Source organism: Streptomyces zingiberis (genome assembly GCF_012034935.1).
GTDB lineage: Bacteria > Actinomycetota > Actinomycetes > Streptomycetales > Streptomycetaceae > Streptomyces > Streptomyces zingiberis.
Genome location: NZ_JAATEN010000008.1, coordinates 170,951 through 194,962 on the forward strand (window position 1 = coordinate 170,951; position 24,012 = coordinate 194,962).

A 24,012-nucleotide genomic window follows, 5' to 3' on the forward strand; every position below is an offset into this window, starting at 1 on the left:
CCGGCCGCACCGGACGGCGGCCGCGGCCCGCCCGTCCGACAGAAGCGAGCCGCCACCCATGGGCACCCCCGAGCTGATCTCCCCGCGCTCCCCCCGCGTCGCCGCCGCACGCCGGCTGGCGCGCCGCGCCGTCCGCGGCCGGGAGCGCCGGTTCATCGCCGAGGGGCCGCAGGCGGTACGGGAAGCGGTCGCGCACCGCGCGGGCGGGGAGCCCACCCTCACCGAGCTGTTCACCACCGCGGAGGCCGCCGGCCGCCACGGTGACCTGGTGGCGGCCGCCCGCGCCGCCGGCGCCCGGGTGCACACCGCCGCGCCCGAGGTCCTGGCGTCGATCGCGCAGACCGTCACCCCGCAGGGGCTGGTCGGCGTCTGCCGCTTCCTGGACTCGCCGTTCGAGGAGATCACCGCCGCCCGGCCGCGGCTGGTGGCCGTGCTGGCCCACGTGCGCGACCCCGGCAACGCCGGCACGGTGCTGCGCTGCGCGGACGCCGCCGGCGCCGACGCCGTCGTCCTCACCGACGCCTCCGTCGACCTCTACAACCCCAAGGCGGTACGGGCCTCGGTCGGCAGCGTCTTCCATCTCCCGGTGGCCGTGGGCGTCCCCGTCGGGCGGGCGGTGAGCGGCCTGCGCGAGGCCGGGCTGCGGGTGCTGGCCGCCGACGGCGCGGGCGACCGCGACCTCGACCGCGAGCTGGACGAGGGCACCATGGGCTCCCCGACGGCCTGGGTCTTCGGCAACGAGGCGTGGGGGCTGCCGGAGGAGACGCGGGCCCTGGCCGACGCGGTCGTGAAGGTCCCGATCCACGGAAAGGCGGAAAGTCTGAACCTGGCGACCGCCGCGGCCGTATGCCTCTATGGCTCGGCCCGTGCGCAGCGCGCGTCCGGAGGGTGCCGCAGCGTCACCACGAGCTAGTAGGGTTGCGGCTCTCGGGGGCCGACTGAGGGGGTGCGTGATGGACGTCAGGACGCGGGGCCCGGCCCTGCCGGGCAGCGGGGGGTCCGTCTCCGCCGCCGACTGGACGCCCTCGCTCACCGCCCTCGGCCTGGAGCCGGACGACCTGCCGGACGGCCTGGTCGTCGCGGACGAGCACGGCCGCGTGATCTGCTTCAACGCCGCCGCGGCCCGGATCACCGCGCTGCGCCCCGCCCAGGTGGTGGGCCTGCCGCTGGAGCGTGCCCTGCCGCTGGAGGACATGGACGGCCGCCGCTGGTGGGCGTGTACGGATCCGTACGGGGGCCTGGCCACCCGGGTCGGGCAGCCCGAGCGGAACCTCTTACTCCCCGGTGGCCGTGAGGTGCTGGTCTCCGCCCGTTACATACGCCGCCACCGGCTGGGCCCGGTGCACCGGCTGGTGATCTCCCTGCGGGGGACCGAGGCCCGCCGCCGTACCGAGCGCAGCCACGCCGAGCTGATCGCGACGGTCGCCCACGAACTGCGCTCGCCGCTCACCTCCGTGAAGGGCTTCACCGCCACCCTGCTCGCCAAGTGGGAACGGTTCACCGACGACCAGAAGCGGCTGATGCTGGAGACGGTCGACGCCGACGCCGACCGCGTCACCCGGCTCATCGCCGAGCTGCTCGACATCTCCCGGATCGACTCCGGGCGGCTGGAGATACACCGGCAGCCGGTGGACATGGCCGCGGCCGTCCGCCGCCATGTCGCGGCCCATGTCGGGGCGGGGGAGCCGGAGGGCCGCTTCGTGGTCCGGACCGCCGGCCCGCTGCCGGTGCTCTGGGCGGATCCGGACAAGGTGGACCAGGTCCTGGGGAACCTGCTGGAAAACGCCGTGCGCCACGGCGAGGGAACCGTCACCATCGAGGTGGCGGCCGCGCACCCGCCGCACGAGGGAACCTCCGTCACCGTGAGCGACGAGGGCCCCGGCATCCCGGAGGAGTCCATGAGCCGTGTCTTCACCCGCTTCTGGCGGGGCAGCAAGCGCGGCGGCACGGGTCTGGGCCTCTACATCGTCAAGGGCATCGTGGAGGCCCACGGCGGGACGATCGAGGTGGGCCGCGCCCCGGGCGGCGGCGCACGCTTCCGATTCGTCCTGCCCGTCGCCGCCCCGGCCTTCCTGGGCTGAGCGGCCGCGGGCACCTCCGCCCCCGGCGCCCCGTAGACTCGGGCGAACGGCACCCTGGGCTGCTCGGCAGCGAGCGGCCGCCGGGCAGCGGGAGCGCAGCCAGCCACTTCGGAGACACGGGAAGAGATGTCGGCACCCAACAAGTCCTATGACCCCGTAGAGGTCGAGGCACTGAAACCGGAAACGGTCGCCCGGATGCGGGACGAGGCGCTGGCCGCCATCGCCGCGGCCGGTGACCTCACCGCCCTCCACGAGGCGAAGGTCGCCCACGCCGGCGACCGCTCGCCGCTCGCCCTCGCCAACCGCGAGATCGGCGCCCTTCCGCCGCACGCCAAGGCCGACGCCGGCAAGCGCGTCGGCGGCGCCCGCGGCGAGGTCAGCCGGGCCCTCAAGGCCCGGCAGGCGGAGCTGGAGGCGGAGCGCGACGAGCGCGTGCTCGTCGAGGAGGCGGTGGACGTCACCCTCCCCTACGACCGCGACCCGGCCGGCGCCCGCCACCCGCTGACCACGCTCATGGAGCGCATCGAGGACGTCTTCGTGGCCATGGGCTACGAGGTGGCCGAGGGTCCCGAGGCCGAGTCGGAGTGGCTGAACTTCGACGCCCTCAACATCGCCCCGGACCACCCGGCCCGCACCATGCAGGACACCTTCTTCGTGGAGTCCGCCGGCGGCGGCCGCGACGAGTCCGGTGTCGTACTGCGCACCCACACCTCCCCGGTGCAGGTCCGTTCCCTGCTGGACCGGGAGCCCCCGGTCTACGTCATCTGCCCGGGCCGCGTCTACCGCACCGACGAGCTGGACGCCACCCACACCCCGGTGTTCCACCAGGTCGAGCTGCTCGCCGTGGACGAGGGCCTGACCATGGCCGACCTCAAGGGCACCCTGGACCACATGGTGCAGTCCCTCTTCGGCGCGGGCATGCGGACCCGGCTGCGGCCCAACTACTTCCCGTTCACCGAGCCCTCGGCCGAGATGGACATGGAGTGCTACGTCTGCCGCGGCGCGTCCGTCGGTGACCCGGACCGTCCCTGCCGCACCTGCTCCAGCGAGGGCTGGATCGAGCTGGGCGGCTGCGGCATGGTCAACCCCCGGGTGCTGACCGCCTGCGGGGTCGACCCGGAGCGGTACAGCGGGTTCGCCTTCGGCTTCGGCATCGAACGGATGCTGATGTTCCGCCACAACGTCGAGGACATGCGAGACATGGTCGAGGGTGACGTGCGTTTCACCCGGCCCTTCGGGATGGAGATCTGATGCGGGTCCCGCTCAGCTGGCTGCGGGAGTACGTCGACCTGCCCGCCGGCCAGACCGGACGAGACGTACAGGCCCGGCTCATCGACGCCGGCCTGGAGGTCGAGACCGTCGAACAGCACGGTGCCGGGCTCAAGGGCCCGCTGGTGGTCGGCGAGGTGCTGGCCATCGAGGAACTCACCGGCTTCCGCAAGCCGATCCGCTACTGCCAGGTGGACGTCGGCGGCGCCAACGGCACCGGCGAGCCGCAGAACATCGTCTGCGGTGCGCGGAACTTCCAGGTGGGCGACAGCGTCGTGGTGGTGCTCCCCGGCGCGGTGCTCCCCGGCGACTTCGCCATCGCCGCCCGCAAGACCTACGGCAAGGTCTCCGAGGGCATGATCTGCTCCGCCGCCGAGCTGGGCATGTCCGAGGACCACGCGGGCATCATCGTCCTCCCGCCGGGCCACCGGCCGGGCACCGACGCGATCGCGCTGCTCGAACTGGCCGACGAGGTGCTGGACATCGCCGTCACCCCCGACCGCGGCTACTGCCTGTCGCTGCGCGGAGTGGCCCGCGAGACGGCCACCGCCTACGGGGTGCCGCTGCGCGACCCGGCGCTGCTCGACGTGGCGCCGCCCAACGCGCACGGCCACCCGGTGGAGGTTGCCGACCAGGCCGGGTGCGACCGGTTCACCGCGCGCACCGTCACCGGGCTCGACCCCCTCGCGCAGTCCCCGGTCTGGCTCACCCGCCGGCTCCAGAAGGCCGGGATGCGCCCGGTCTCCCTCGCCGTGGACATCACCAACTACGTGATGCTGGAGCTCGGCCAGCCGCTGCACGCCTACGACCGGGCCCGGCTCGACGGCCCCATCGGCGTCCGCCGCGCCGCGCCCGGCGAGAAGCTCACCACCCTCGACGGCGTCCGCCGCACCCTCGACCCCGAGGACCTGGTCATCACCGACCGCCGTGGCCCCATCGGCCTGGCGGGCGTGATGGGCGGCGCCGAGACGGAGATCACCGGGGCGGCGGCCGGCGGTGAGCCCGGTGAGCCCGGTGAGGCCGGGGCACCCGGCGAGGAAACGGGCGGCACCACCGAGGTCGTCGTCGAGGCCGCGCACTTCGACCCGGTGACCGTCGCCCGCACCGCCCGCCGCCACCGGCTGTCCAGCGAGGCGTCCCGGCGTTTCGAGCGCGGGGTCGACCCGGAGGCCGCCGCGGCCGCCGCGCAGCGCGCCGTGGACCTGCTGGTGCTGCTCGCGGGCGGCTCGGCCGGCGCCGGGGTCACCGAGGTGGCCGTGGCCGCCGCGCCGCGCACCCTCACCATCCCCGCGGACCACCCGGACCGCGTGGCGGGGGTCGGCTACGGCCGCGCCACCGTCGTCCGCCGCCTCCAGGACGTCGGCTGCGAGGTGACCGGCCAGGACGAGCTCACCGTCACCCCGCCGAGCTGGCGCCCCGACCTCACCGACCCCAACGACCTGGCCGAGGAGGTCATCCGGCTGGAGGGGTACGGCAACCTCCCCTCCACCCTGCCCCGCCCGCCCGCCGGCCGCGGCCTCACCGGGCGCCAGCGGCTCCACCGCCGGGTGGGCCGCGCCCTGGCCGGCGCGGGCTGCACCGAGGTGCTGAGCTACCCGTTCCTCGGCGAGGCCGCGCTGGACCAGCTCGGCCTGGACGCGGACGACCCGCGCCGCTCCCTGGTGCGGCTGGTCAACCCCCTCGCCGACACCGAGCCCGCGCTGCGCACCACGCTGCTGCCCGGCCTGCTGGCCGCGCTGCGCCGCAACCACGGACGCGGCGAGCACGACCTGGCCCTCTTCGAGACCGGTCTGGTGTTCCGCCCGGCCGGTGCCGGGAGGCCCGGAGCGCGGCTCCCCGTCGACCGCCGTCCCACGGACGAGGAGCTCGCGGCCCTGACCGGCGCGCTGCCGGAGCAGCCGCGCCATGCCGCCGCCGTGTTCTGCGGACTCCGCCGCCCCGGCGGCTGGTGGGGCGAGGGCCAGCCGGTGAGCTGGGCCGACGCCGTCGAGGCGGGACGCCGTACCGCCCGTGAGGCCGGGATCGAGCCGGTCGTGCGCCAGGCCCGGTACGCCCCCTGGCACCCGGGCCGCTGTGCCGCGCTGTACACGGCCGTCGACGGTGAGGAGCGGCTGCTCGGCCACGCCGGCGAACTGCACCCGCGGGTCGTCAAGGCGCTCGGTCTGCCGGAGCGCACCTGCGCCCTGGAGCTCGACCTGGACCTCCTGGAGCGGGCCGGCGGCGGGCTGCCGCAGGCGCCGGGCATCTCCGCCTTCCCGGTGGCCACCCAGGACGTTGCCCTGGTCGTGGACGCCTCGGTGCCCGCGGCCGAGGTGACGGCCGCGCTGCGCTCCGGCGCCGGCGACCTCCTGGAGTCCCTGCGGCTGTTCGACGTCTTCACCGGTGAGCAGCTCGGCGCGGGCCGCAGGTCCCTGGCGTACGCCCTGCGTTTCCGCGCCCCCGACCGCACGCTGACCGCGGAGGAGATCACCGCCGCCCGGGACGGCGCGGTCGCGGCGGCGGCCGAACGGACCGGGGCGGTACTGCGCGGCGGCTGATGGCCGTCCCGGCGGCGTCCGCCGGGACCCGGCATCCGGCGAGGGGCGCTCGCCCGCACCGCGGACATGACGCGGTACGGGCGGGCGCCCCTCGCGCGTGCCCGGCGCCCTTCGCGTGTGCCCGGACCGGAAGCGGAACCGGGCCGCGGCGCGGCGGCGGCCACCGTGCGAACACCGGGTGGCCAGGCCGGGAAGTGGATGGGCGGACCGGCCCGCGGGCCTCCCGCTGTCAAGCGGACGCTCGCACGATCGGGTGAAGTCCCACCGGATACGGGTTCGTTCCCCGGGAGAACCGTCAGAATCGTCCCGATCGTCGTGGGCCCCACCGAGTCTCCGGGGCCCGCCCGCCGGGTGACCGCCGGCGGCCGCCGCGGGAAACCCGGCCACGGCGCATGCCGCGGCCCGGCGAGTCCCTCGGTCCGGGCGGGCGGCCCGACGACCGAGGGGGAGCGCCCTGCATGAACCGTCTCCGTCCGTGGGCCGCGGACTCCGCCGGCCCGGCCGGCCGTGTCCGGCGCGCCCTTCTCGCGGCGCTGCCCGGCCTGTGGGTGGTGGGCATCGCCGGATGGGAACTCTTCCGCACCGGCGGGCCGCGCCTCGCCCCGCTGCTGGCCGCGGCGCCGGCCATCGCCTGCGCGGGCAGCGGCCGGCGGTCCTGCGTGGTGGGCAGCGGGGTGGCCGCCCTCGCCGCGTACCTGCTGCTCGGGCAGGTGGGCGACGCTCCGCCGGCCGGGGTCCGCGCCGGGGCCTGCGGCGCCGTCGTCACCATCGTCGTCGCCGCGTACCTGGCCACCGGCCGGCGGCAGCGGCTGCTCCGGGAACTGGAGCGGGCCGGGGCCGTCGCCGTCGCCGCGCAGGAGGCGCTGCTCCGCCCGCCGCCCGCCGCGCTCGGCGGGTACACCACCGCGGCGCGCCATCTCTCCGCCACGCGCGGCGCCACCGTCGGCGGGGACCTCTACGAGGCGGTGGTGACCCCGTACGGACCGCGGGTGGTCATCGGGGACGTCCGTGGCCACGGGCTGGACGCGGTCGGGACGGTGGCCGCCCTCCTCGGCTGTTTCCGGGAGGCCGCCCACGACGAGCCGGATCTGGCGGGTGTGCTGCGCCGGCTGGACCGGGCGCTCACCCGCCATCTGCGGGAACGCGGCGCCGTGAGCCACGAGCGGGCCCAGCCGGGAGGGGCCCCGGACGGCGCGGGGGAGGCCCCGGACGCCGAGGAGTTCGTCACCGTGCTGCTGCTGGAGCTGTGCCCGGCCGGGACCGGGATGACGGTGCTCAACTGCGGCCACCCCTGGCCCTACCGGGTACACGCCGGGCACCGCCGGGGTGGCGGGGACGGTGGGGACGGCGGGGACGGCGGGGAATCCCCGGACGGCGCCGGGGGCGGGGACGCCACGCGGGACGCCCGGCCCGGCGGCGGCCGGGTCCTGCCGGACGGCCCGTGCGCGACCGGCCCGGTGGAACAGCTGAGTGAGGCGGAGCCGCTGCCGCCGCTGGGGGCGTTCCCGCTGCCCGACCCGCTCCCGGTGCTGGTCCTGCCCGCACCGGCCCCCGGCGAGCTGCTGCTCCTCCACACCGACGGCGCGGAGGAGGCGCGTGACACCGGGCGGCGCTTCTTCCCGCTCGCGGACGTCCTGGCGGCCGCCGCGGCGGCCGGCGCCATGAGCCCCGCCGAGATCGTCGAGCGGGTGCAGTCCGCGCTGCTGCGCCACACCGGGGGGCGGCTGACGGACGATGTCGCGCTGCTGGCCCTGCGGCAGGACGGGCCCCGGGTGCCGGCCGCGCGCACGGCCGGGGGAGAGCGCGGAGGCGCCGGTGCCGGCCGCGCGGAAGCCGCCGGGCACCCGTGGGGACGGCCGCCCGGCGGCTCCCGGGACACCGCCGGTCCCGCGGATCCCGCTCCTCACGCCGCGCCCGCCGCGCCCGTGGATCCCGGCGGTCCCGCCCGTCCCGCCGTCCCCGCTCCCGCCGGTCCCGTCGATTCCTCCGGCCCTGTTCTCTCTCCTGGTTCCCCCGGCCCCGCCGGGCCGCCGCCCCCGCCCGGCGGCTGACCCCCGCCGTCCGCCGGGCCGGCGGGGGCCCGGAGCCCGGGACAGCGGGCCGGGGGCCGGTGGCCGGTTCCCCACCCGCACGCCCGCGCCGCGCACTACCCTGTGGTCACCCGAGCGCACCGGGAGGGGCACGATGGAGCCCAACACCCTGCTCGACGCCGTGCTGGACGAGGCCGGGATCTCCCACGCCGGGCTCGCCGCGCACGTCAACGAGGCGGGGCGGGCCCTGGGTCTGACGCTCCGCTACGAGCACACCTCGGTGGCCCGCTGGCTGAAGGGCCAGCGCCCCCGCGGCCGGGTGCCCGACCTGATCTGCGAGGTGCTGGGCGAGCGGCTGAACCGCGCGCTCACCCTCGACGACCTCGGCTTCGGCCCGCCCGGCGCGCACCACGCGCCGCCGGGCACGCCGCTGAGCGGCTTCGTCGACCGGGCGACCGCCCTGTGGCGCTCCGACGAGCAGCGGCGGCCGCATGTCGTGGGCGCCCCGGCCGTCACCGGCACCCCGGCGGTCATGCCCGTCTGGGAGTGGGAGAACCCGCCGGAGGACCAGGACGTCTCCCGCCGCGGGCAGCTCGGTGTGGAACTCTCCGACATCGAGATGCTGCGCACGGCCCGCTCCCACTACGAGCAGATGTACCGCAAGACCGGCGGGGTGGCGACCCGCTTCCGGATCGTCGGCTTCCTCAACGCCGAGACCGCGCCGCTGCTGCGCGGCAGTTACCCCGACGCCACCGGGCGGCTGCTGCACCGCGCCGTCGGCGGGCTGGTGGCCGTCGCCGGGATCTGCGCCTACGACTCGGACGCGCACGGGCTCGCGCAGCGCTACTTCCACCAGGCGCTGCGGCTCGCCAAGGCCAGCGGCGACCGCGGGCTGGGGGCGTACACCATCGCCCTGCTGGTCAACCAGTCGCTGTTCACGCGCGAGTTCCGGCAGGCCGTGGCGTTCGCGGAGTCCGCGCTGCGCGCCGCCGGGCCGCACATCACCCCTGCGCTCGCCGCCGACCTGTACGCGATGCAGGCCAAGGCGTACGCGCGGCTCGGGGACGGGCCGGCCGCGCTCGGCTGCATCCGGCGCGCGGAGCGGGAGGCGGAGGACATCCGCCGCGGCCAGGAGCCCGCCGAGACCGGTTATGTCCAGCCGGGGCTGGTCAACGTGCAGATCGCGGAGGCGCTGCTGAGCCTCGGTGACCTCGGCGCCGCGCGGGAGCACGCCGTGGCCGCCGTGGGCACCCCGGCGCACGACCGGGGGCGGGTGCACCGGCTCGCGCTGTTCACCCAGATCGAGCTCCGCCGGGGCGCGGCCGACCAGGCCGTGGCCACGGCGGTGGAGATGACCGAACGGGTGCGGGGCATGGAGTCGCGCCGGCTCCGGGACCGGCTCCGCTCCGTGCGGGAACACCTCGTGGCGAGCAGGTGTGCCGCGAGCGCCGAGGCCGCCGAGCTCATCGACCGGACTCTGCGCGTACCGCTCTGACGGACCCGGACCGGGGTCCGTTGTGCCGTCAAGACGGGGGCGGAAGGGTGCGGATTCGTGCGATGGAAGAACATCGGGGAAGAGACCGTGTACGAGAACCGGTGGTTCCGGGTGAATCTCGCCGATGTCGAACTCCCCGACGGGCGCCGTCTCGACCATTACCTGATCCGGCTCCGGCCGGTCGCCGCCGCCACCGTGGTCAACGAGGCGAACGAGGTGCTGCTGCTGTGGCGGCACCGGTTCATCACCGGTACCTACGGCTGGGAGCTGGCGGCCGGAGTGGTGGAGGACAGCGAGGACTGCGTCCTGGCCGCGGCCCGGGAGATGGAGGAGGAGACCGGCTGGCGGCCGGGGCGGCTGCGCCATCTGCTGTCCGTGGAGCCCTCCAACGGGCTGAGCGACGCCCGGCACCACATCTACTGGGCGGAGGAGGCCGAGTACATCGGGCAGCCGGCGGACGCGTTCGAGTCGGACCGGCGGGAGTGGGTGCCCCTGAAGGTGGTGCCGGATCTGGTGGCCCGGGGCGAGGTCCCGGCGGCCAACACGGCCGCCGCGTTGCTGATGCTGTACCACCTGCGCTGTGGTGGCGCCGGGTGACCGGGCCCGCCGGGACACCCGGCACGGGAGGCCCGGGCGGACGGGCGGCCGGTGCGGGGGCGTGCGGGAGCGGGGCGCCGGCGCGGTGACGCACACCCCGTGTGAAACGCGCACCCACATCGCGCCCGCGCACACGCTGGACCGGCGCCCCCGTCCGTGGTGCAGTCGGAAGCGGGTCCGGAGCCGCACACGGTCACCCCAGCGCGGGACTTCCCCCTGACCCGCGCGTCCCCGCCGCCCCGTTCGTACCTCCTGACGGACGGGGCGGAGCCCTGTCCGGTGGCGCCGCCCCGCCCCACCCGGGAGGCGTGCCCGATCCAGGGACCGCCGGGCGCCGCCCCGCCGGGGACGGGCCGGGGGCCTCCTCGCCAGGAGGGCGGGCAGCCGCCCGGTCAGGAGTACGGGTAGAAGCCCGAGCCCGACTTCCGGCCCAGCCGGCCCGCGTCGACCATGCGCTGCAGCAGCGGCGGGGCGGCGTACAGCGGCTCCTTGTACTCCGTGTACATCGAGTCGGCCACCGAGGCCACGGTGTCCAGGCCGATCAGGTCGGCCAGTTTCAGCGGGCCCATCGGGTGGGCGCAGCCCATCTCCATGCCGTCGTCGATGTCCTCACGGCTGGCGATGCCGGACTCGAACATGCGGATGGCGGAGAGCAGATAGGGGATCAGCAGCGCGTTGACGACGAACCCGGAGCGGTCCTGCGCGCGGATCGCGTGCTTGCCGAGGACGGCGGAGACCACCTCCTCGGCGCGCTTGATCGTCTCGTCGCCCGTGGTGAGCGCCGGGATCAGCTCGACGAGCCGCTGCACCGGGGCCGGGTTGAAGAAGTGGATGCCGATGACCTGGTCCGGGCGGGACGTGGCGACGGCCAGCTTCACCAGCGGGATGGAGGAGGTGTTGGAGGCGAGGATCGCGTCCGGGCGGGTCACCACCTGGTCGAGCACCCGGAAGATCTCGGTCTTCACCTGCTCGTTCTCCACGACGGCCTCGATGACCAGATCGCGGTCGGCGAACGCGCCGAGATCGGTGGTGAAGGCCAGCCGCTCCAGGGTGGCGTCCCGCTCCTCCTCCGTGATCTTGCCGCGCCCGGCGGCCCGCTCCAGGGAGCTGGTCAGGCGGGTCCGGCCGAGCTCCAGGGCTTCGCCGGTGGTCTCGGCGACCAGCACGTCCAGGCCGGCCCGGGCGCAGACCTCCGCGATCCCCGCGCCCATCTGTCCGCAGCCCACCACGCCGACGCGTTCGATGTCGGTCACATCGTCCCTTTCGCTGGTCCTCATCGGTCGGCCGCCGCCGGGGTCCCCGCCGGCGGTCCCGGCCCAGACGTTACCCGCCGCTCCGGCGTGTCGCGGTCCCCGGGGCGGGATGCTGGAGACGGCCCCGGCGCCGGACCGGGGACGGGAAGGGGCGGACATGCGGGACAGGGAACGGATGAGCCGGCGGCGCTTCGCCGCGGCGGCCGCGGGCAGCCTCTCGCTGCTCACCTCGGGCGACGCCCTGGCGGAGGAGGCGCGGAGCGGCGGCGGCGCCGCTCCGGGGCCACCGGTCCGCGGCGTCTGGGTGGCGACCGTGGCCAACCGCGACTGGCCCGCCCGGCCGGGGCTGCCCGCGGCCGAGCAGCGGGCCGGGCTGCTCGCCGTGCTCGACGAGGCGGTGCGGCGGCGGCTGAACACCGTCATCCTCCAGGTGCGCCCCACGGCCGACGCCCTGTGGCCGTCCCCGCACGAGCCCTGGGCCGAGTGCCTCACCGGTGTCCAGGGCCGGGACCCCGGCTGGGACCCGCTGGGTATCGCCGTCCAGGAGGCGCACCGGCGGGGGCTGCGCCTGCACGCCTGGTTCAACCCCTACCGGGTCGCCAACCACACCGACCCGGGGCGGCTGGCCGCCGGGCACCCCGCGCGCCGCAACCCCGCCTGGGTGGTGCGCTACGGCGGCAAGCTCTACTACAACCCCGGGCTGCCCGAGGTGCGCCGCTTCGTGCAGGACGCGATGCTCGACGCGGTGCGGCGCTACCCGGTGGACGCCGTCCACTGGGACGACTACTTCTACCCGTACCCGGTGGCGGGGGAGCGCTTCGACGACGACGCGGCCTTCACCGCGCACGGCGGCGGGTTCCCCGACCGGGCCGCCTGGCGGCGGGACAACACCGACCGGCTGGTGCGCGAGACGGCCGCGCGGATCCGGGAGATCCGGCCCGGGACGCGCTTCGGCATCAGCCCGTTCGGCGTCTGGCGCAACGCGGCCACCGACCCGGAGGGCTCCGCCACCCGCGCCGGGGTGCAGACCTACGACGACCTCTACGCCGACACCCGCAAGTGGGTCCGCGAACGCTGGATCGACCACGTGGTGCCCCAGGTCTACTGGAACCTGGGGTTCGAGGCCGCCGACTACGCCGCGCTGGTGCCCTGGTGGGCGAGGACGGTCCGGGGCACCGGCGTCGACCTGCACATCGGGGAGGCGCTCTACAAGGCCGGCGACCCGGCCCAGCCCGCGGCCTGGCAGGACCCGGCCGAACTCTCCCGCCATCTGACCTTCGCCCGGGGCTTCCCCGAGGTGCGCGGGCATGTCTTCTTCGCCGCCCGGGAGGTGGCCGCCGACCGCGTCGGCGCGATGGACCGCGTGGTCCGGGACCACTACCGCTCGCCGGCGACGCGGGGCGGCTGAGCGGTCGGGGCGCCACCGGCTGCTCCGGGGCGCCAGGAGGCGTGCGGGGCCCGCGTGGCCGGGCCCGGGCCCTCACGCCGGTCCGGTGCCGCGTGGGGCCTGCCGGCCGCCGGCCCCCGGGGAGGCCGGGCCGCGGGGCGGGAGCGGTGTCCCGGGGCCGCCCCCGGACCGCGCCCGGTGCGGCCTCGCGCGGTCCGCGTCCGGCGCCGCGCCGTCCTCCGCCGCCGCGTCCGTCCGCCCGGCGCCTCCGCCGGGCGTCACCGGCGGGCCGGTCGCGGCGGGGTCACCCGGCGGGCGTCCCCCGTGGTGGAGCGGGGAGCGGGGTGGCGCGGACGGCTCCCCTCCGGTCCCGGGACCGCTGCCGCGCGCCCGCCATTCGGACGGCGGGCGGAGGCGCCACCGCCCGGGGGAGACCCGCCGCCCGGGGGAGACCCGGTGTGCCCGCTGGGTGACGGCGATGCAGACGAGCACGGCGGCCGCGGTGACCGGTGCCGCGGCGTCCGGCCGCTCGCCCAGCAGCAGCACTGCCCACACCAGGGTCAGCAGCGGCTGCGCCAGCTGGAACTGACCCGCCCGGGCCACGCCGATCGCGGCCATCCCCCGGTACCAGACGACCAGGCCCAGGAACTGTGAGCCGACGGCCAGCCACGCGAGCCCGGCCACCGTGTGCCCGGTGAACGAGGCCGGTTCCACGGCCAGCGCGATCCCGAGCCCCGGTACGGTCAGCGGGAGGCTGACCACCAGGGCCCAGGCCGTCACCTGCCAGCCCGGCATCAGCCGGGCCAGCCGGCCGCCCTCGGTGTATCCCGCGGCGCAGACCAGCAGGGACGCGGCGAGGTACCCCTCGCCGGCACCGGGGCCGCCGCCACCGCGGGTCAGGGCGAAGGCCGTCACCGCGGCGGCCCCGGCGAGGGCGGCGGCCCAGAACAGCGGAGGGTGCCCGGTCCGCGTCCGCACCGCGGCGAACACGGCCGTGGTCAGCGGCAGCAGCCCCACCACCACGGCTGCGTCGGCGGCCGTCGCGGTGCGCAGCGCGAGCGTGGTGAGCAGGGGGAAGCCGAGGACGACGCCGGCCGCGACGGTCAGCAGGCCGGGCCAGTGGCGCCGGGCGGGCGGCGGGACGCGCAGCGCCATGAGGCACCCCGTGGCGATCAGCCCGGCGAGCACTCCGCGGGCGGTGACGACCGTCCAGGGCCCCAGCCCTTCCAGGGCCCAGACGGTGGCCGGGAAGGTCAGGGAGAAGGCGGTGACGCCGAGCAGGGCCAGAGCCGCCCCGGCCGCCGCGGAGGGCGCGGGCCGCCGCCGGTCCCCGGAAGCGGGGCCGGAGGTGGGCGGCGCCGTGCCGGTGGGGGAACCGGTGCCGGCCGCTATCGTCCGGGAGTCGGTAGCGCTATCATCTGCTCTCATGCAGCAGAGTAGCAGTGTGGCGGAGTTGGCGGGAATTCTCCGGAAGGAGATCGAGCGCTACTCTCCCGGGGAGAAGCTGCCGTCCAGCCGGGTCCTGGTGGAACGCCACCGGGTGAGCCCGGTGACCGTCTCCCGGGCGCTGTCCGCGCTCGTCGCCGAGGGACTCGTCACCACCCGCCCCGGCGCCGGGGCCTTCCGCGCCCGGCCGGCCGCCCCGCCGCCCCGGCCCGCCGACACCTCCTGGCAGGAGGTCGCGCTCAGCGCCGAACCGGCCACCACCGCCGCCGGCGAGCCGCTGCCCCGCGCCGTGGACCCCTCGGGGCTGCTGGCCACCCTCGCGGCGCCCCCGCCCGGTGTGATCGAGCTCAACGGCGGCTACCCGCACCCCTCCCTGACCCCCGAGCGGGCCCTCGCCGCGGCCCTCTCCCGCGCCGGCCGCCGTCCCGGTGCCTGGGACCGGCCGCCGATGGAAGGGCTGCCGGAGCTGCGGGCCTGGTTCGCCCGGGAGATCGGCGGGCCCGGCTCCGCGCTCACCCCGGCCGACGTGCTGATCACCGCGGGCGGCCAGCCCGCCCTGACCACCGCGCTCCGCGCGCTGGCGCCGCCCGGCGCGCCCGTCCTCGTGGAGTCGCCGACCTACCCCGGGCTGCTGGCGGTGGCCCGCGCCGCCGGACTGCGGCCGGTGCCCGTCCCGGTGGACAGCGACGGGATCCGGCCGGACCTGCTCGGCGAGGCGTTCCGCGCCACCGGCGCCCGGGTCCTGGTCTGCCAGCCGCTCTTCCAGAACCCCACCGGCGCGGTGCTCTCCCCGGAGCGCAGGCCCGGGGTGCTGCGCGCCGCCCGCGCGGCCGGGGCCTTCGTCGTCGAGGACGACTACGCGCGCGGCCTGGCCCACGAGGACGCCGGACCGCTGCCACCGCCGCTGGCCGCCGAGGACCCCGACGGCGTGGTGGTCCACATCCGCTCCCTCACCAAGGTCACCTCGCCGAGCCTGCGGGTCGCGGCGCTGGCCGCGCGCGGGCCGGTGCTGCGGCGGCTGCGGGCCATCCAGATCACCGACAGCTTCTTCGTCGCCCGGCCGCTCCAGGAGACCGCGCTGGAACTCGTCGGCTCGCCGGCCTGGCGCCGCCATCTGCGGGCCGTCGGCGCGGGGCTGCGGCTCCGGCGGGAGGCGCTGGCCACCGCGCTGGCCCGGGAACTGCCCGGGGACCGGCCCGCGCTGGTGCCCTCCGGCGGCGGCCACCTGTGGCTGCGGCTTGCCGGGACGGGCGGCGCCGGCGCCGGCGCGGCCGATCACGAGGAGGAGGCGGTCACGGCGGAGGCGTTCCGTGCCGGCGTGGCCGTGGCCCCGGGCCGCCACTACTTCGCGGCCGAACCACCCGGCGCGCACCTCCGGGTCGCGTTCGCCGCCGTCGCCAGCACCGGGGAGATCGCCGAGGGGGTGCGGCGGCTCCGGACCGCCGTGGAGAGTGTCCGGGCCACCGGGGGCGCGCCCCGCTGACGGGGCGGGCCGGGCGGTGAGCGGGCCACGACCGGGGCCGGCACCGTATCGGGCCGGGAGCCCCGACGGCCCGCCGCCCGGCGCGTACGTCGTCCGCCGTGCCGAGGCCGGGGTATGGGCGGCGGCACGACGGGGCCGCCGGAGGCCCGTCGCGGGCGGCCCGCCGGGGCGCCACCCCGCGCCCGTCCGGCCGGAACGCCACCCCGCTCCGTGCGGTCCCCCACCGGCTGACGAGGGCGGATCACCCCCGCCCGGGAAATCCGGCCGTCCTTCATGGATGCGATTCACGCCATCGTGACGGACCATGGGCACAGCGACGCGGTGGGCGAGGCAAGGGGGCGCGTGTGGCGGCGGAACCGCACCTGGTGCCGGCGTCCGCCGGGACGAACGGGACCGGCGGGACGGACGGGCGGGACGGCACGGAAGTGAACGGCACCGCCGACCCCGCCGGCACGGTGATGCGCCTGCTGAACCGGACCAGCGCCTCCGGTCTGCTCACCGCCGCCAAGGAGGCCGCGCTCACCACCCTCGGAGCCCGGGCCGGCGCCGTGTACATCCGGCAGGACGACGGCCGGCTCCGGCTGGCGACCACCACCGGTTACGGGGAGTACATCGTGGAGCGCTACGGCTCCCTCGACCCCGGGGCCGACCTCCCGGCCGCCGAGGCCGCCCGCGCGCGCCGCCTGGTGTGGCGGCCCGCCCACGAGTACACCGGCCTCGGCGGCGACGCCACCCGCTTCCCCGCGCCCCGGGCCTTCGCCTCGCTGCCGCTGATGGCCGACGACCGCTGCCTGGCCGTCGTCACCGCCGAACTCGACGGGGACCGGCCGCTCTCCCCGGACGAGGAGCGGACCCTCACCCTGATCGCCGCCGTCGCCGGGCAGCGCCTGGAGCACCTTCTCTCCCGGGAGGTCAGGGCCCTGCCCGCCGGGGTCCCCCGGCTCGACCAGGCCGTCCGGCTGGTGGAGGGCCGGGCCCGCGCCGCCCGCCTCGAACTGGCTCTGGCCAGCGCGGACATCGGTGCCTTCGACTGGGACTTCGCCTCTGGCCGGCTGGTGTGGGACGAGCGGACCTGCCGCCTGTTCGGGGTGGACGCCGAGACCTGGGACGAGCGGATCGACACCTTCTACGAGCTGGTGCACCCCGAGGACCGCGCCGCCGTCCGGACGGCCGCCCGCGCCGCCCTGCGCACCGGCCACTACGCGGCCGTCCACCGGGTCGTCCACCCCGGCGCCGGTGTGCGCTGGATCGACGCCAAGGCGCGGGTCGTCACCGACCCGGCGGGCCGCCCACAGGGCCTCGTCGGCGTCGTCCAGGACCGCACCGAGGAGCGGGAGCGCGAGGAGGGACGGCTCGCCCGCCGGGAGTTCGTGCTCAACGTCACCGGCGCGTTCGGGTCGGCGCTCTCCACCCAGGACGTCGTGGACACCATGACCGGCACGGTGCTCCCCGCCCTGGAGGCCGTCGCGCTCGCCGTCCACCTGGTCGAGGACGGGGACGTGGTGCTCGCCGGGGCGGCCGGATATCCGCCGGACGTCCTCCGCCGGCTGGACTCGGCCGCGATGGCCGAGCCGGGCAGCCCCCTGTCCGCCGCGCTGCGCGCGGGCGGCCCGCTCTTCCTGGAGTCCCGCGCGGAGCACCGGGCGGCCTTCCCCGACGAGCGGTACCTCCCCGCCGGGGGCCACCACGCGTGGGCGCTGCTGCCGCTGGCCACCGCCGACGGCACGGTCGGCACCTGCGTCCTCTCCTACGACCGGCCCCGGACGTTCACCGCCGAGGACGAGGTACTGGCCACGGCCGTCGCCTCGATCCTGGCGCAGTCCCTGGCCCGCGCCCGCCTCTTCGACCGGCGCCGGACGGACATGACGGCCCTCCAGCGGGTGATGCTGCCGCGCACCCTCCCGGAGGTGCCCGGCCTGGAGATCGCGGTGCGCTACCTGCCGGGCTCGGAGGGGCTCGACGTCGGCGGCGACTGGTACGACGTGGCCCGGCTTCCCGGCGGGCGCGTGGGGCTCACGATCGGTGACGTCCAGGGGCACAGCGCCGAGGCCGCCGCCGTGATGGGCCAGATCCGGACGGCGCTGCTCGCCTACACCGACGACGGGCACGGCCCGGCCGAGCTGATGGCCCGCGGGGACCGGATGCTCCGCGGGCTGGACACCGATCTCTTCGCCACCGCCTGCGTGGTGGAACTCGACCCGGCCACGGGGGCGCTGCGGATCGCCCGGGCCGGCCACCCCTACCCGCTGCTGCTGACGGCCGACGGCACCGTACGCGAACTGGAGTGCGCCGGCGGGCTGCCGCTCGGCTGCGGCCAGGAAGGCCCGTACCCGGTGTCGGCCGGGGAACTGCCCCCGGGCGGAACCCTGCTGCTCTACACGGACGGCCTGGTCGAGGGCGCCGGCCACGACTTCGACGCCGGGGTGGCGCGGGTGAAGGGCTCGCTCGGTGCCTGGGCCGCGGAACGGGTGGCCGGGGGCGAGCAGACGAGCGGCGCGGACGGGGCGGAGGGTGCGGACAGTTCTGGCGGTGCAGGCGGGGCGGACGGGTCGGGAACCCCGGCGGGCCCGGGCACAGCGGGAGTGGCGGCGGGCACGGGCGGCGTGGCCCCGCCGGATCCCGGCGGAGCGGTCCGGACCGCCACTGAGACACTGGCCGACCGCGTCACCGCGTGCGCCGCGGCCGGGACCGCCGCCGACGACATCGCCGTCCTCCTGGTCCACCGCCCCGGCTGACGGAGCCGGCGCACCGCCGCCCCGGGGCGGCGGCCCCGCCGGTGGGTGGACCGGCGGGGCCGGGAACCCCGCGAGCCGGAACCCCGTGAGCGAGCCGCACCGGGACGGACGGCGGAGTGGACACGTGGAACCTGTGCCATGAATCTGGATATGAGTGAGAAATAGGGCCGCGGTCCGGTCTCCGCCGCAGCTGCGCCGGTTCGGCGGACCCGGCCCGGCCGGATCCTGCCGGAGCGCCGCGACCGCGCCGGAGCCCGGCGGACGGAGGTCGCCGTGACGGAGGCGTGGGAGCAGCGGATCTCCGACCCGGACACCCGGCGGGCGGAGGCGTTCAGCGACGCCGTGCTCGCGATCGTCATCACCCTGCTCGTCCTCGACCTCCACCCGCCCCCGGAGCGGCCCGGGACCCTGCTGACGAAGCTGCTCCACCAGTGGCCCACCTATGTGGCCTATGTGGCGTCCTACCTCTACGTCGCCGTGGTGTGGCTCAACCACAAGGCCGCCTTCTGCCGGGTCCGGGTCATGGACCGCGGCCTGCACTGGGCCAACCTGGCCGTCCTCTTCTCCACGGCGCTGCTGCCGTGGCCCACCGCGATGGTCTCCACGGCCATCGCCGAGGGTGCCGGGAGTGACGCCCGGGTGGCGGTCGCGGTCTACGCGCTCGTCGGCGTCCTGACCTCGCTGGCCTGGCTCGCGCTCTTCCATCACCTCGGCCGCCACCCGGAACTGGCCTGGGAGCACGTGGCGGAGAACTTCTTCTCCCTGGAGCGGGTGCGCGCCCTCGTCGGGATCGTCCTCTACACCGCCGCCGGCCTCGTCGGCGCGCTCCTCCACCCGCTCACGGCCCTGGCGGTCTTCTGCTTCCTCCCGCTCTTCTACGGGGTCACCAGTCACGGCCTCACCGAACTCTCCGGCCCGCTCCGCCGCTTCCTGCCGCGCGGCCGAGGGCACGGCGGCTGACGGCGCCGGCCCGGCCCCGGCCACCACCCCCCGCCGCCGGACACGGCGGGGTGCCCGCGTCACCCGGTCTCCCCGCGCGGTGGCCGGGGCCCGGTCTTGCATAAAAGTGCGGCGCTTCGTATAGTCATGCCATCGAACGGAGGAGTGGTATGGCGACGCGCGTTGCAGTGGCGGGGGCGAGCGGGTACGCGGGCGGTGAGGTGCTCCGCCTGCTGCTCGGGCATCCGGAGGTGGAGATCGGCGCCCTGACCGCCGGGTCGAACGCCGGGCAGCCGCTCGGCGCGCTCCAGCCGCATCTGCTGCCGCTGGCGGACCGGGTACTCGAGCCGACCACCGCCGAGGCGCTGGCCGGGCACGACGCGGTGTTCCTCGCGCTGCCGCACGGGCAGTCCGCCGCCGTCGCCGCCGAACTGGGCGAGGAGACGCTGGTCATCGACTGCGGCGCCGACTTCCGGCTGCGGGACGCGGCCGCCTGGGAGCGGTTCTACGGCTCCCCGCACGCCGGCACCTGGCCCTACGGCCTCCCCGAACTCCCCGGCGCCCGCGACGCGCTGCGCGGGGCCCGCCGGATCGCCGTCCCCGGCTGCTACCCGACCGCCGTCTCGCTCGCCCTCGCCCCCGCCTACGCGGCCGGGCTCGCCGAGCCCGAGGCCGTGGTCGTCGCCGCGAGCGGCACCTCCGGCGCCGGGCGGGCGCTCAAGCCGCACCTGCTGGGCAGCGAGGTGATGGGCTCGATGAGCCCGTACGGGGTCGGCGGTGTCCACCGCCACACACCCGAGATGGTGCAGAACCTCTCCGCCGTCGCGGGGGAGCCGGTCACCGTCTCCTTCACCCCGACCCTCGCCCCGATGCCCCGCGGCATCCTCGCCACCTGCACGGCCCGGGCGCGGCCCGGGGTCACCGCGGCGGCGCTGCGCGAGACGTATGAGAAGGCCACCGCCGGGGAGCCGTTCTGGCGGCTGCTGCCCGCGGGGCGGTGGCCTTCCACCGGCGCGGTCCTCGGCTCCAACGCCGTCCAGCTCCAGACCGCGCTGGACGAGGACGCCGGGCGGATCGTCGTGATCGCCGCCGTCGACAACCTGACCAAGGGCACCGCCGGTGGCGCCGTGCAGAGCATGAACCTCGCCCTGGGGCTCCCGGAGGAGCTGGGGCTCTCCGCGGCCGGGACCGCCCCGTGAGCCGCCCGGGCACCACCAAGGCGGCCGGCGCCCCGTCAGCCCCCGGCCCGGGCGGGCTGCCCGGGTACCGCGGTCCGGAGGACCCCGGCGCCGGGAGCGCTCCGGATCACGCGGGCGGTCACAGCGGGCACGGAAACCACAGCACGCGCGGCCCCGCCGGCTCCACGGCCGCGGCGCAGACGGAAGGGACCAGGACGCAGTGAGCGTGACAGCAGCCAAGGGCTTCAAGGCGGCGGGGGTCACCGCCGGCCTCAAGCAGAGCGGGGACCCGGACCTGGCGCTCGTCGTCAACGAGGGGCCGAACCTGGCCGCCGCGGCGGTGTTCACGAGCAACCGGGTCAAGGCGGCCCCCGTCCTGTGGTCCGAGCAGGTCCTGAAGGGCGGCCAGGTCTCCGCCGTCGTCCTCAACTCCGGCGGTGCCAACGCCTGCACCGGCCCGCTCGGCTTCCAGGACACCCACGCCACCGCGGAGAAGACGGCGGAGTCGCTCAACTCCGCGGGCCACGACCTCACCGGCGGCCACAGCGCCGCCATGGTGGCCGTTGCCTCCACCGGGCTGATCGGCGTCCGGCTGCCCATGGACAAGCTGCGGCCGGGCGTGGACCGCGCCGTCGCGCAGCTCTCCCCGCACGGCGGCGAGAAGGCCGCCCTGGCGATCAAGACCACCGACTCGGTGCACAAGACCGCCGTGGTGGAGCACCCCGGCGGCTGGACCGTCGGGGGCATGGCCAAGGGCGCGGGGATGCTCGCCCCCGGCCTCGCCACCATGCTCGTCGTCCTCACCACCGACGCCGACGTGGCCGCGGACGAGCTGGACCGGGCGCTGCGCGCGGCCACCCGCACCACCTTCGACCGGGTCGACTCCGACGGCTGCATGTCCACCAACGACATGGTGCTGCTGATGGCCTCCGGCGCGTCCGGGACGGCCCCCGCACCGGACGCCTTCGCCGAGGCCGTCCACGCCGTCTGCGCCGACCTCGCCCGGCAGCTCGTCGGCGACGCCGAGGGCGCCTCCAAGGACATCCGGATCGAGGTGACGGGCGCCGCCAGCGAGGACGACGCGGTGGAGGTCGGCCGCTCCATCGCCCGCAACAACCTCTTCAAGTGCGCCGTCCACGGCGAGGACCCCAACTGGGGGCGGGTGCTCGCCGCCATCGGCACCACCTCCGCCGCCTTCGAGCCGGACCGGCTGAACGTCGCCATCAACGGCGTCTGGGTCTGCAAGGGCGGCGCGGTGGGCGAGGACCGCGAGCTGGTGGACATGCGCTACCGCGAGGTCCGCGTCACCGCCGACCTGGCGTCCGGCACCGAGTCGGCCGTCATCTGGACCAACGACCTGACCGCCGACTACGTCCACGAGAACAGCGCGTACTCCACATGACCGCCACCCGGAAACACACCGCCCTGCCGAAGGCGCGCATCCTCATCGAGGCGCTGCCCTGGCTCACCCGGCACCACGGCAGGACCGTCGTCGTCAAGTTCGGCGGCAACGCCATGGTCGACGAGGAGCTGAAGGCGGCCTTCGCCCAGGACGTCGTCTTCCTCCGCCACGCCGGCCTGAAGCCCGTCGTCGTGCACGGCGGCGGGCCGCAGATCACCGCGCACCTCGACAAGCTGGGCCTGGTCTCGGAGTTCAAGGCCGGGCTGCGGGTCACCACGCCGGAGGCGATGGACGTCGTCCGGATGGTGCTCGCCGGGCATGTGCAGCGGGAGCTGGTCGGGCTGCTCAACCGGCACGGCCCGCTCGCCGTCGGCCTCACCGGTGAGGACGCGCACACCCTGACCGCCGTCAAGCGCTACGCCGAGGTCGACGGCGAGAGCGTGGACATCGGGCGGGTCGGCGAGATCACCGGGGTGGAGACGGGCGCGATCCAGGCCCTGCTGGACGACGGCCGTATCCCCGTGGTCTCCTCCGTCGCCCGCAGCGCCGACGACGGGCACGTCTACAACGTCAACGCGGACACGGCCGCCGCCGCGCTCGCCGCCGCGCTGAACGCGGAGACCCTGATGGTGCTCACCGATGTCGAGGGCCTCTACGAGGACTGGCCGCACAGCGACGAGGTGATCAGCAGGCTCACCGCGGCCGAGCTGGAGAAGCTCCTGCCCGACCTGGCCAGCGGCATGGTGCCCAAGATGGAGGGGTGTCTGCACGCCGTGCGGAACGGGGTGCGCACCGCTCGCGTCATCGACGGCCGGGTGCCGCACTCCATCCTGCTGGAGATCTTCACGGACGAAGGGATCGGCACGATGGTCGTGCCCGACGCGGAGGGGGAGACCGCATGAGCGTCACGAGCGGAACGACCGGTACCGGCCGGCAGCCGGGCGGCGACGGCGCACAGGAGCAGGAGGCGGGCGGCAACGCGGCCCTCACGCGCCGCTGGCAGGGCGCCGTGATGAACACCTACGGCACCCCCGGCCTGCCGCTGGTGAGCGGCTCCGGCGCCACCGTGCGCGACGCCGACGGGCGCGCCTACCTCGACTTCGTCGGCGGGATCGCCGTCAACTCCCTCGGCCACGCACACCCGGCCGTCGTCCGCGCGGTGAGCGAGCAGGTCGCCACCCTGGGCCATGTCTCGAACCTCTTCGCCGCCGAACCGCCGGTCGCGCTCGCGGAGCGGCTGCTGCGGCTCCTCGGCCGCCCCGGCGGCAAGGTCTTCTTCTCCAACTCGGGCGCCGAGGCCGTGGAGGCCGCCTTCAAGATCGGGCGGCGCACCGGCCGGCGCCACATGGTCGCCACCGAGGGCGGCTTCCACGGCCGCACCACCGGCGCCCTCGCGCTCACCGGGCAGCCCGCCAAGCGGGACCCCTTCCTGCCACTGGCCCCGGACGTCACCCATGTGCCCTACGGAGACGCGGACGCGCTGCGGGCCGCCGTCACCGGGGAGACGGCGCTGGTGATCGTCGAACCGGTCCAGGGGGAGAACGGCGTCGTCGTCCCGCCCGCCGGCTATCTCGCGGCGGCCCGCGAGATCACCTCGGCCACCGGCACCCTGCTCGTCGTCGACGAGGTGCAGACCGGCATCGGCCGCACCGGGCACTGGTTCGAGCACCAGGCACAGGGCGTGGAGCCGGACGTGGTCACCCTGGCCAAGGGGCTCGGCGGCGGGCTGCCCATCGGGGCCACCGTCGCCTTCGGCGAGGCCGCGGAGCTGATGGGGCCCGGTCAGCACGGCTCGACCTTCGGCGGCAACCCGGTGGCCTGCGCCGCCGCGCTCGCCGTACTCGACACCCTCGCCGCGGAGAACATCCCGGACCGGGTGAAGCGGACGGGGGAGCGGCTGCGGGGCGGCATCGAAACGCTCGGACACCCGCTCGTCGCACAGGTGCGCGGCGCCGGGCTGCTGCTGGGTATCGTGCTCACCGAACCCGTGGCCCCGCGCGTCCAGCAGGCGGCGCAGGAGGCCGGGCTCCTGGTCAACGCGGTCGCCCCCGGCGTGGTACGCCTCGTACCCCCGCTGATCATCGGTGACGACGAGGTGGACGCGCTGCTCGGGGCCCTCCCGGCGGTCCTGGACGAGGCCGCGGGCGACGGCACCGACCGACGATCCGGAGACTGACGAC

17 protein-coding genes are annotated in these 24,012 nt (G+C 76.4%); 15 read left to right on the forward strand and 2 right to left on the reverse strand.

Annotation, left to right across the window (positions count from 1 at the left end):
* The first annotated feature begins 58 nt into the window (after positions 1–58).
* From HCK00_RS13090 to HCK00_RS13120, 7 genes are all read left to right on the forward strand, one after another.
* A complete protein-coding gene (locus tag HCK00_RS13090) occupies positions 59–913 on the forward strand; it encodes a TrmH family RNA methyltransferase (protein ID WP_168102039.1) in 855 nt (284 codons plus the stop codon).
* 40 nt (positions 914–953) lie between these two features.
* Entirely contained in the window at positions 954–2,081 is a 1,128-nt protein-coding gene (locus HCK00_RS13095) for a sensor histidine kinase (RefSeq protein ID WP_168102041.1), read from the forward strand.
* 126 nt (positions 2,082–2,207) lie between these two features.
* The gene (pheS, locus tag HCK00_RS13100; RefSeq protein ID WP_168102043.1) at positions 2,208–3,332 is read left to right on the forward strand and encodes a phenylalanine--tRNA ligase subunit alpha; all 1,125 of its coding nucleotides are present in this window, start codon (positions 2,208–2,210) and stop codon (positions 3,330–3,332) included.
* On the forward strand, positions 3,332–5,887 hold the full coding sequence (locus tag HCK00_RS13105) for a phenylalanine--tRNA ligase subunit beta (RefSeq protein ID WP_168102044.1): 2,556 nt from the start codon (positions 3,332–3,334) through the stop codon (positions 5,885–5,887). The genes pheS and HCK00_RS13105 overlap by 1 nt, the downstream gene beginning before the upstream one ends.
* Positions 5,888–6,345: 458 nt before the next feature.
* The gene (locus HCK00_RS28470) at positions 6,346–7,938 is read left to right on the forward strand and encodes a PP2C family protein-serine/threonine phosphatase (RefSeq protein ID WP_311765298.1); all 1,593 of its coding nucleotides are present in this window, start codon (positions 6,346–6,348) and stop codon (positions 7,936–7,938) included.
* A gap of 133 nt (positions 7,939–8,071) precedes the next feature.
* Entirely contained in the window at positions 8,072–9,412 is a 1,341-nt protein-coding gene (locus tag HCK00_RS13115) for an NsdA family TPR-like regulatory protein (protein WP_168102045.1), read from the forward strand.
* A gap of 57 nt (positions 9,413–9,469) precedes the next feature.
* Positions 9,470–10,009, forward strand: coding sequence for an NUDIX hydrolase (locus HCK00_RS13120; protein WP_168102046.1), 540 nt, complete (start codon positions 9,470–9,472; stop codon positions 10,007–10,009).
* 392 nt (positions 10,010–10,401) lie between these two features.
* On the opposite strand, the gene HCK00_RS13125 is transcribed toward HCK00_RS13120, so the two are convergent.
* Positions 10,402–11,262 (reverse strand): 3-hydroxybutyryl-CoA dehydrogenase, encoded by an 861-nt coding sequence (locus HCK00_RS13125; protein ID WP_168102165.1) that lies wholly within the window; start codon positions 11,260–11,262, stop codon positions 10,402–10,404.
* A 157-nt stretch (positions 11,263–11,419) separates the two neighbouring features.
* Between HCK00_RS13125 and HCK00_RS13130 the strand changes: the two genes are divergently transcribed.
* Entirely contained in the window at positions 11,420–12,670 is a 1,251-nt protein-coding gene (locus HCK00_RS13130) for a glycoside hydrolase family 10-like protein (protein ID WP_168102048.1), read from the forward strand.
* Positions 12,671–12,742: 72 nt separating this feature from the next.
* On the opposite strand, the gene HCK00_RS28720 is transcribed toward HCK00_RS13130, so the two are convergent.
* Positions 12,743–14,077: a DMT family transporter gene (locus HCK00_RS28720; protein ID WP_168102050.1), complete on the reverse strand. Its 1,335-nt coding sequence runs from the start codon at positions 14,075–14,077 to the stop codon at positions 12,743–12,745.
* On the opposite strand from HCK00_RS28720, the gene HCK00_RS13140 reads away from it, so the two are divergent.
* From HCK00_RS13140 to HCK00_RS13170, 7 genes are all read left to right on the forward strand, one after another.
* Positions 14,076–15,578, forward strand: coding sequence for an aminotransferase-like domain-containing protein (locus tag HCK00_RS13140; protein ID WP_168102051.1), 1,503 nt, complete (start codon positions 14,076–14,078; stop codon positions 15,576–15,578). The genes HCK00_RS28720 and HCK00_RS13140 overlap by 2 nt on opposite strands.
* Before the next feature lie 344 nt (positions 15,579–15,922).
* On the forward strand, positions 15,923–18,313 hold the full coding sequence (locus HCK00_RS13145) for a SpoIIE family protein phosphatase (RefSeq protein ID WP_168102053.1): 2,391 nt from the start codon (positions 15,923–15,925) through the stop codon (positions 18,311–18,313).
* 273 nt (positions 18,314–18,586) lie between these two features.
* Positions 18,587–19,273 carry a TMEM175 family protein gene (locus HCK00_RS13150; RefSeq protein WP_311765299.1) on the forward strand — a complete coding sequence of 229 codons (687 nt, stop codon included), beginning with the start codon at positions 18,587–18,589 and terminating at the stop codon, positions 19,271–19,273.
* A 149-nt stretch (positions 19,274–19,422) separates the two neighbouring features.
* Entirely contained in the window at positions 19,423–20,451 is a 1,029-nt protein-coding gene (gene argC / locus HCK00_RS13155) for an N-acetyl-gamma-glutamyl-phosphate reductase (protein ID WP_168102055.1), read from the forward strand.
* A gap of 199 nt (positions 20,452–20,650) precedes the next feature.
* A complete protein-coding gene (argJ, locus tag HCK00_RS13160) occupies positions 20,651–21,832 on the forward strand; it encodes a bifunctional glutamate N-acetyltransferase/amino-acid acetyltransferase ArgJ (protein ID WP_168102057.1) in 1,182 nt (393 codons plus the stop codon).
* The gene (gene argB / locus HCK00_RS13165) at positions 21,829–22,734 is read left to right on the forward strand and encodes an acetylglutamate kinase (protein WP_168102058.1); all 906 of its coding nucleotides are present in this window, start codon (positions 21,829–21,831) and stop codon (positions 22,732–22,734) included. Before argJ ends, argB begins: the two co-directional genes overlap by 4 nt.
* Positions 22,731–24,008, forward strand: a complete 1,278-nt coding sequence (locus tag HCK00_RS13170; protein ID WP_168102059.1) for an acetylornithine transaminase — start codon at positions 22,731–22,733, stop codon at positions 24,006–24,008. Before argB ends, HCK00_RS13170 begins: the two co-directional genes overlap by 4 nt.
* Positions 24,009–24,012 lie beyond the last annotated feature (4 nt).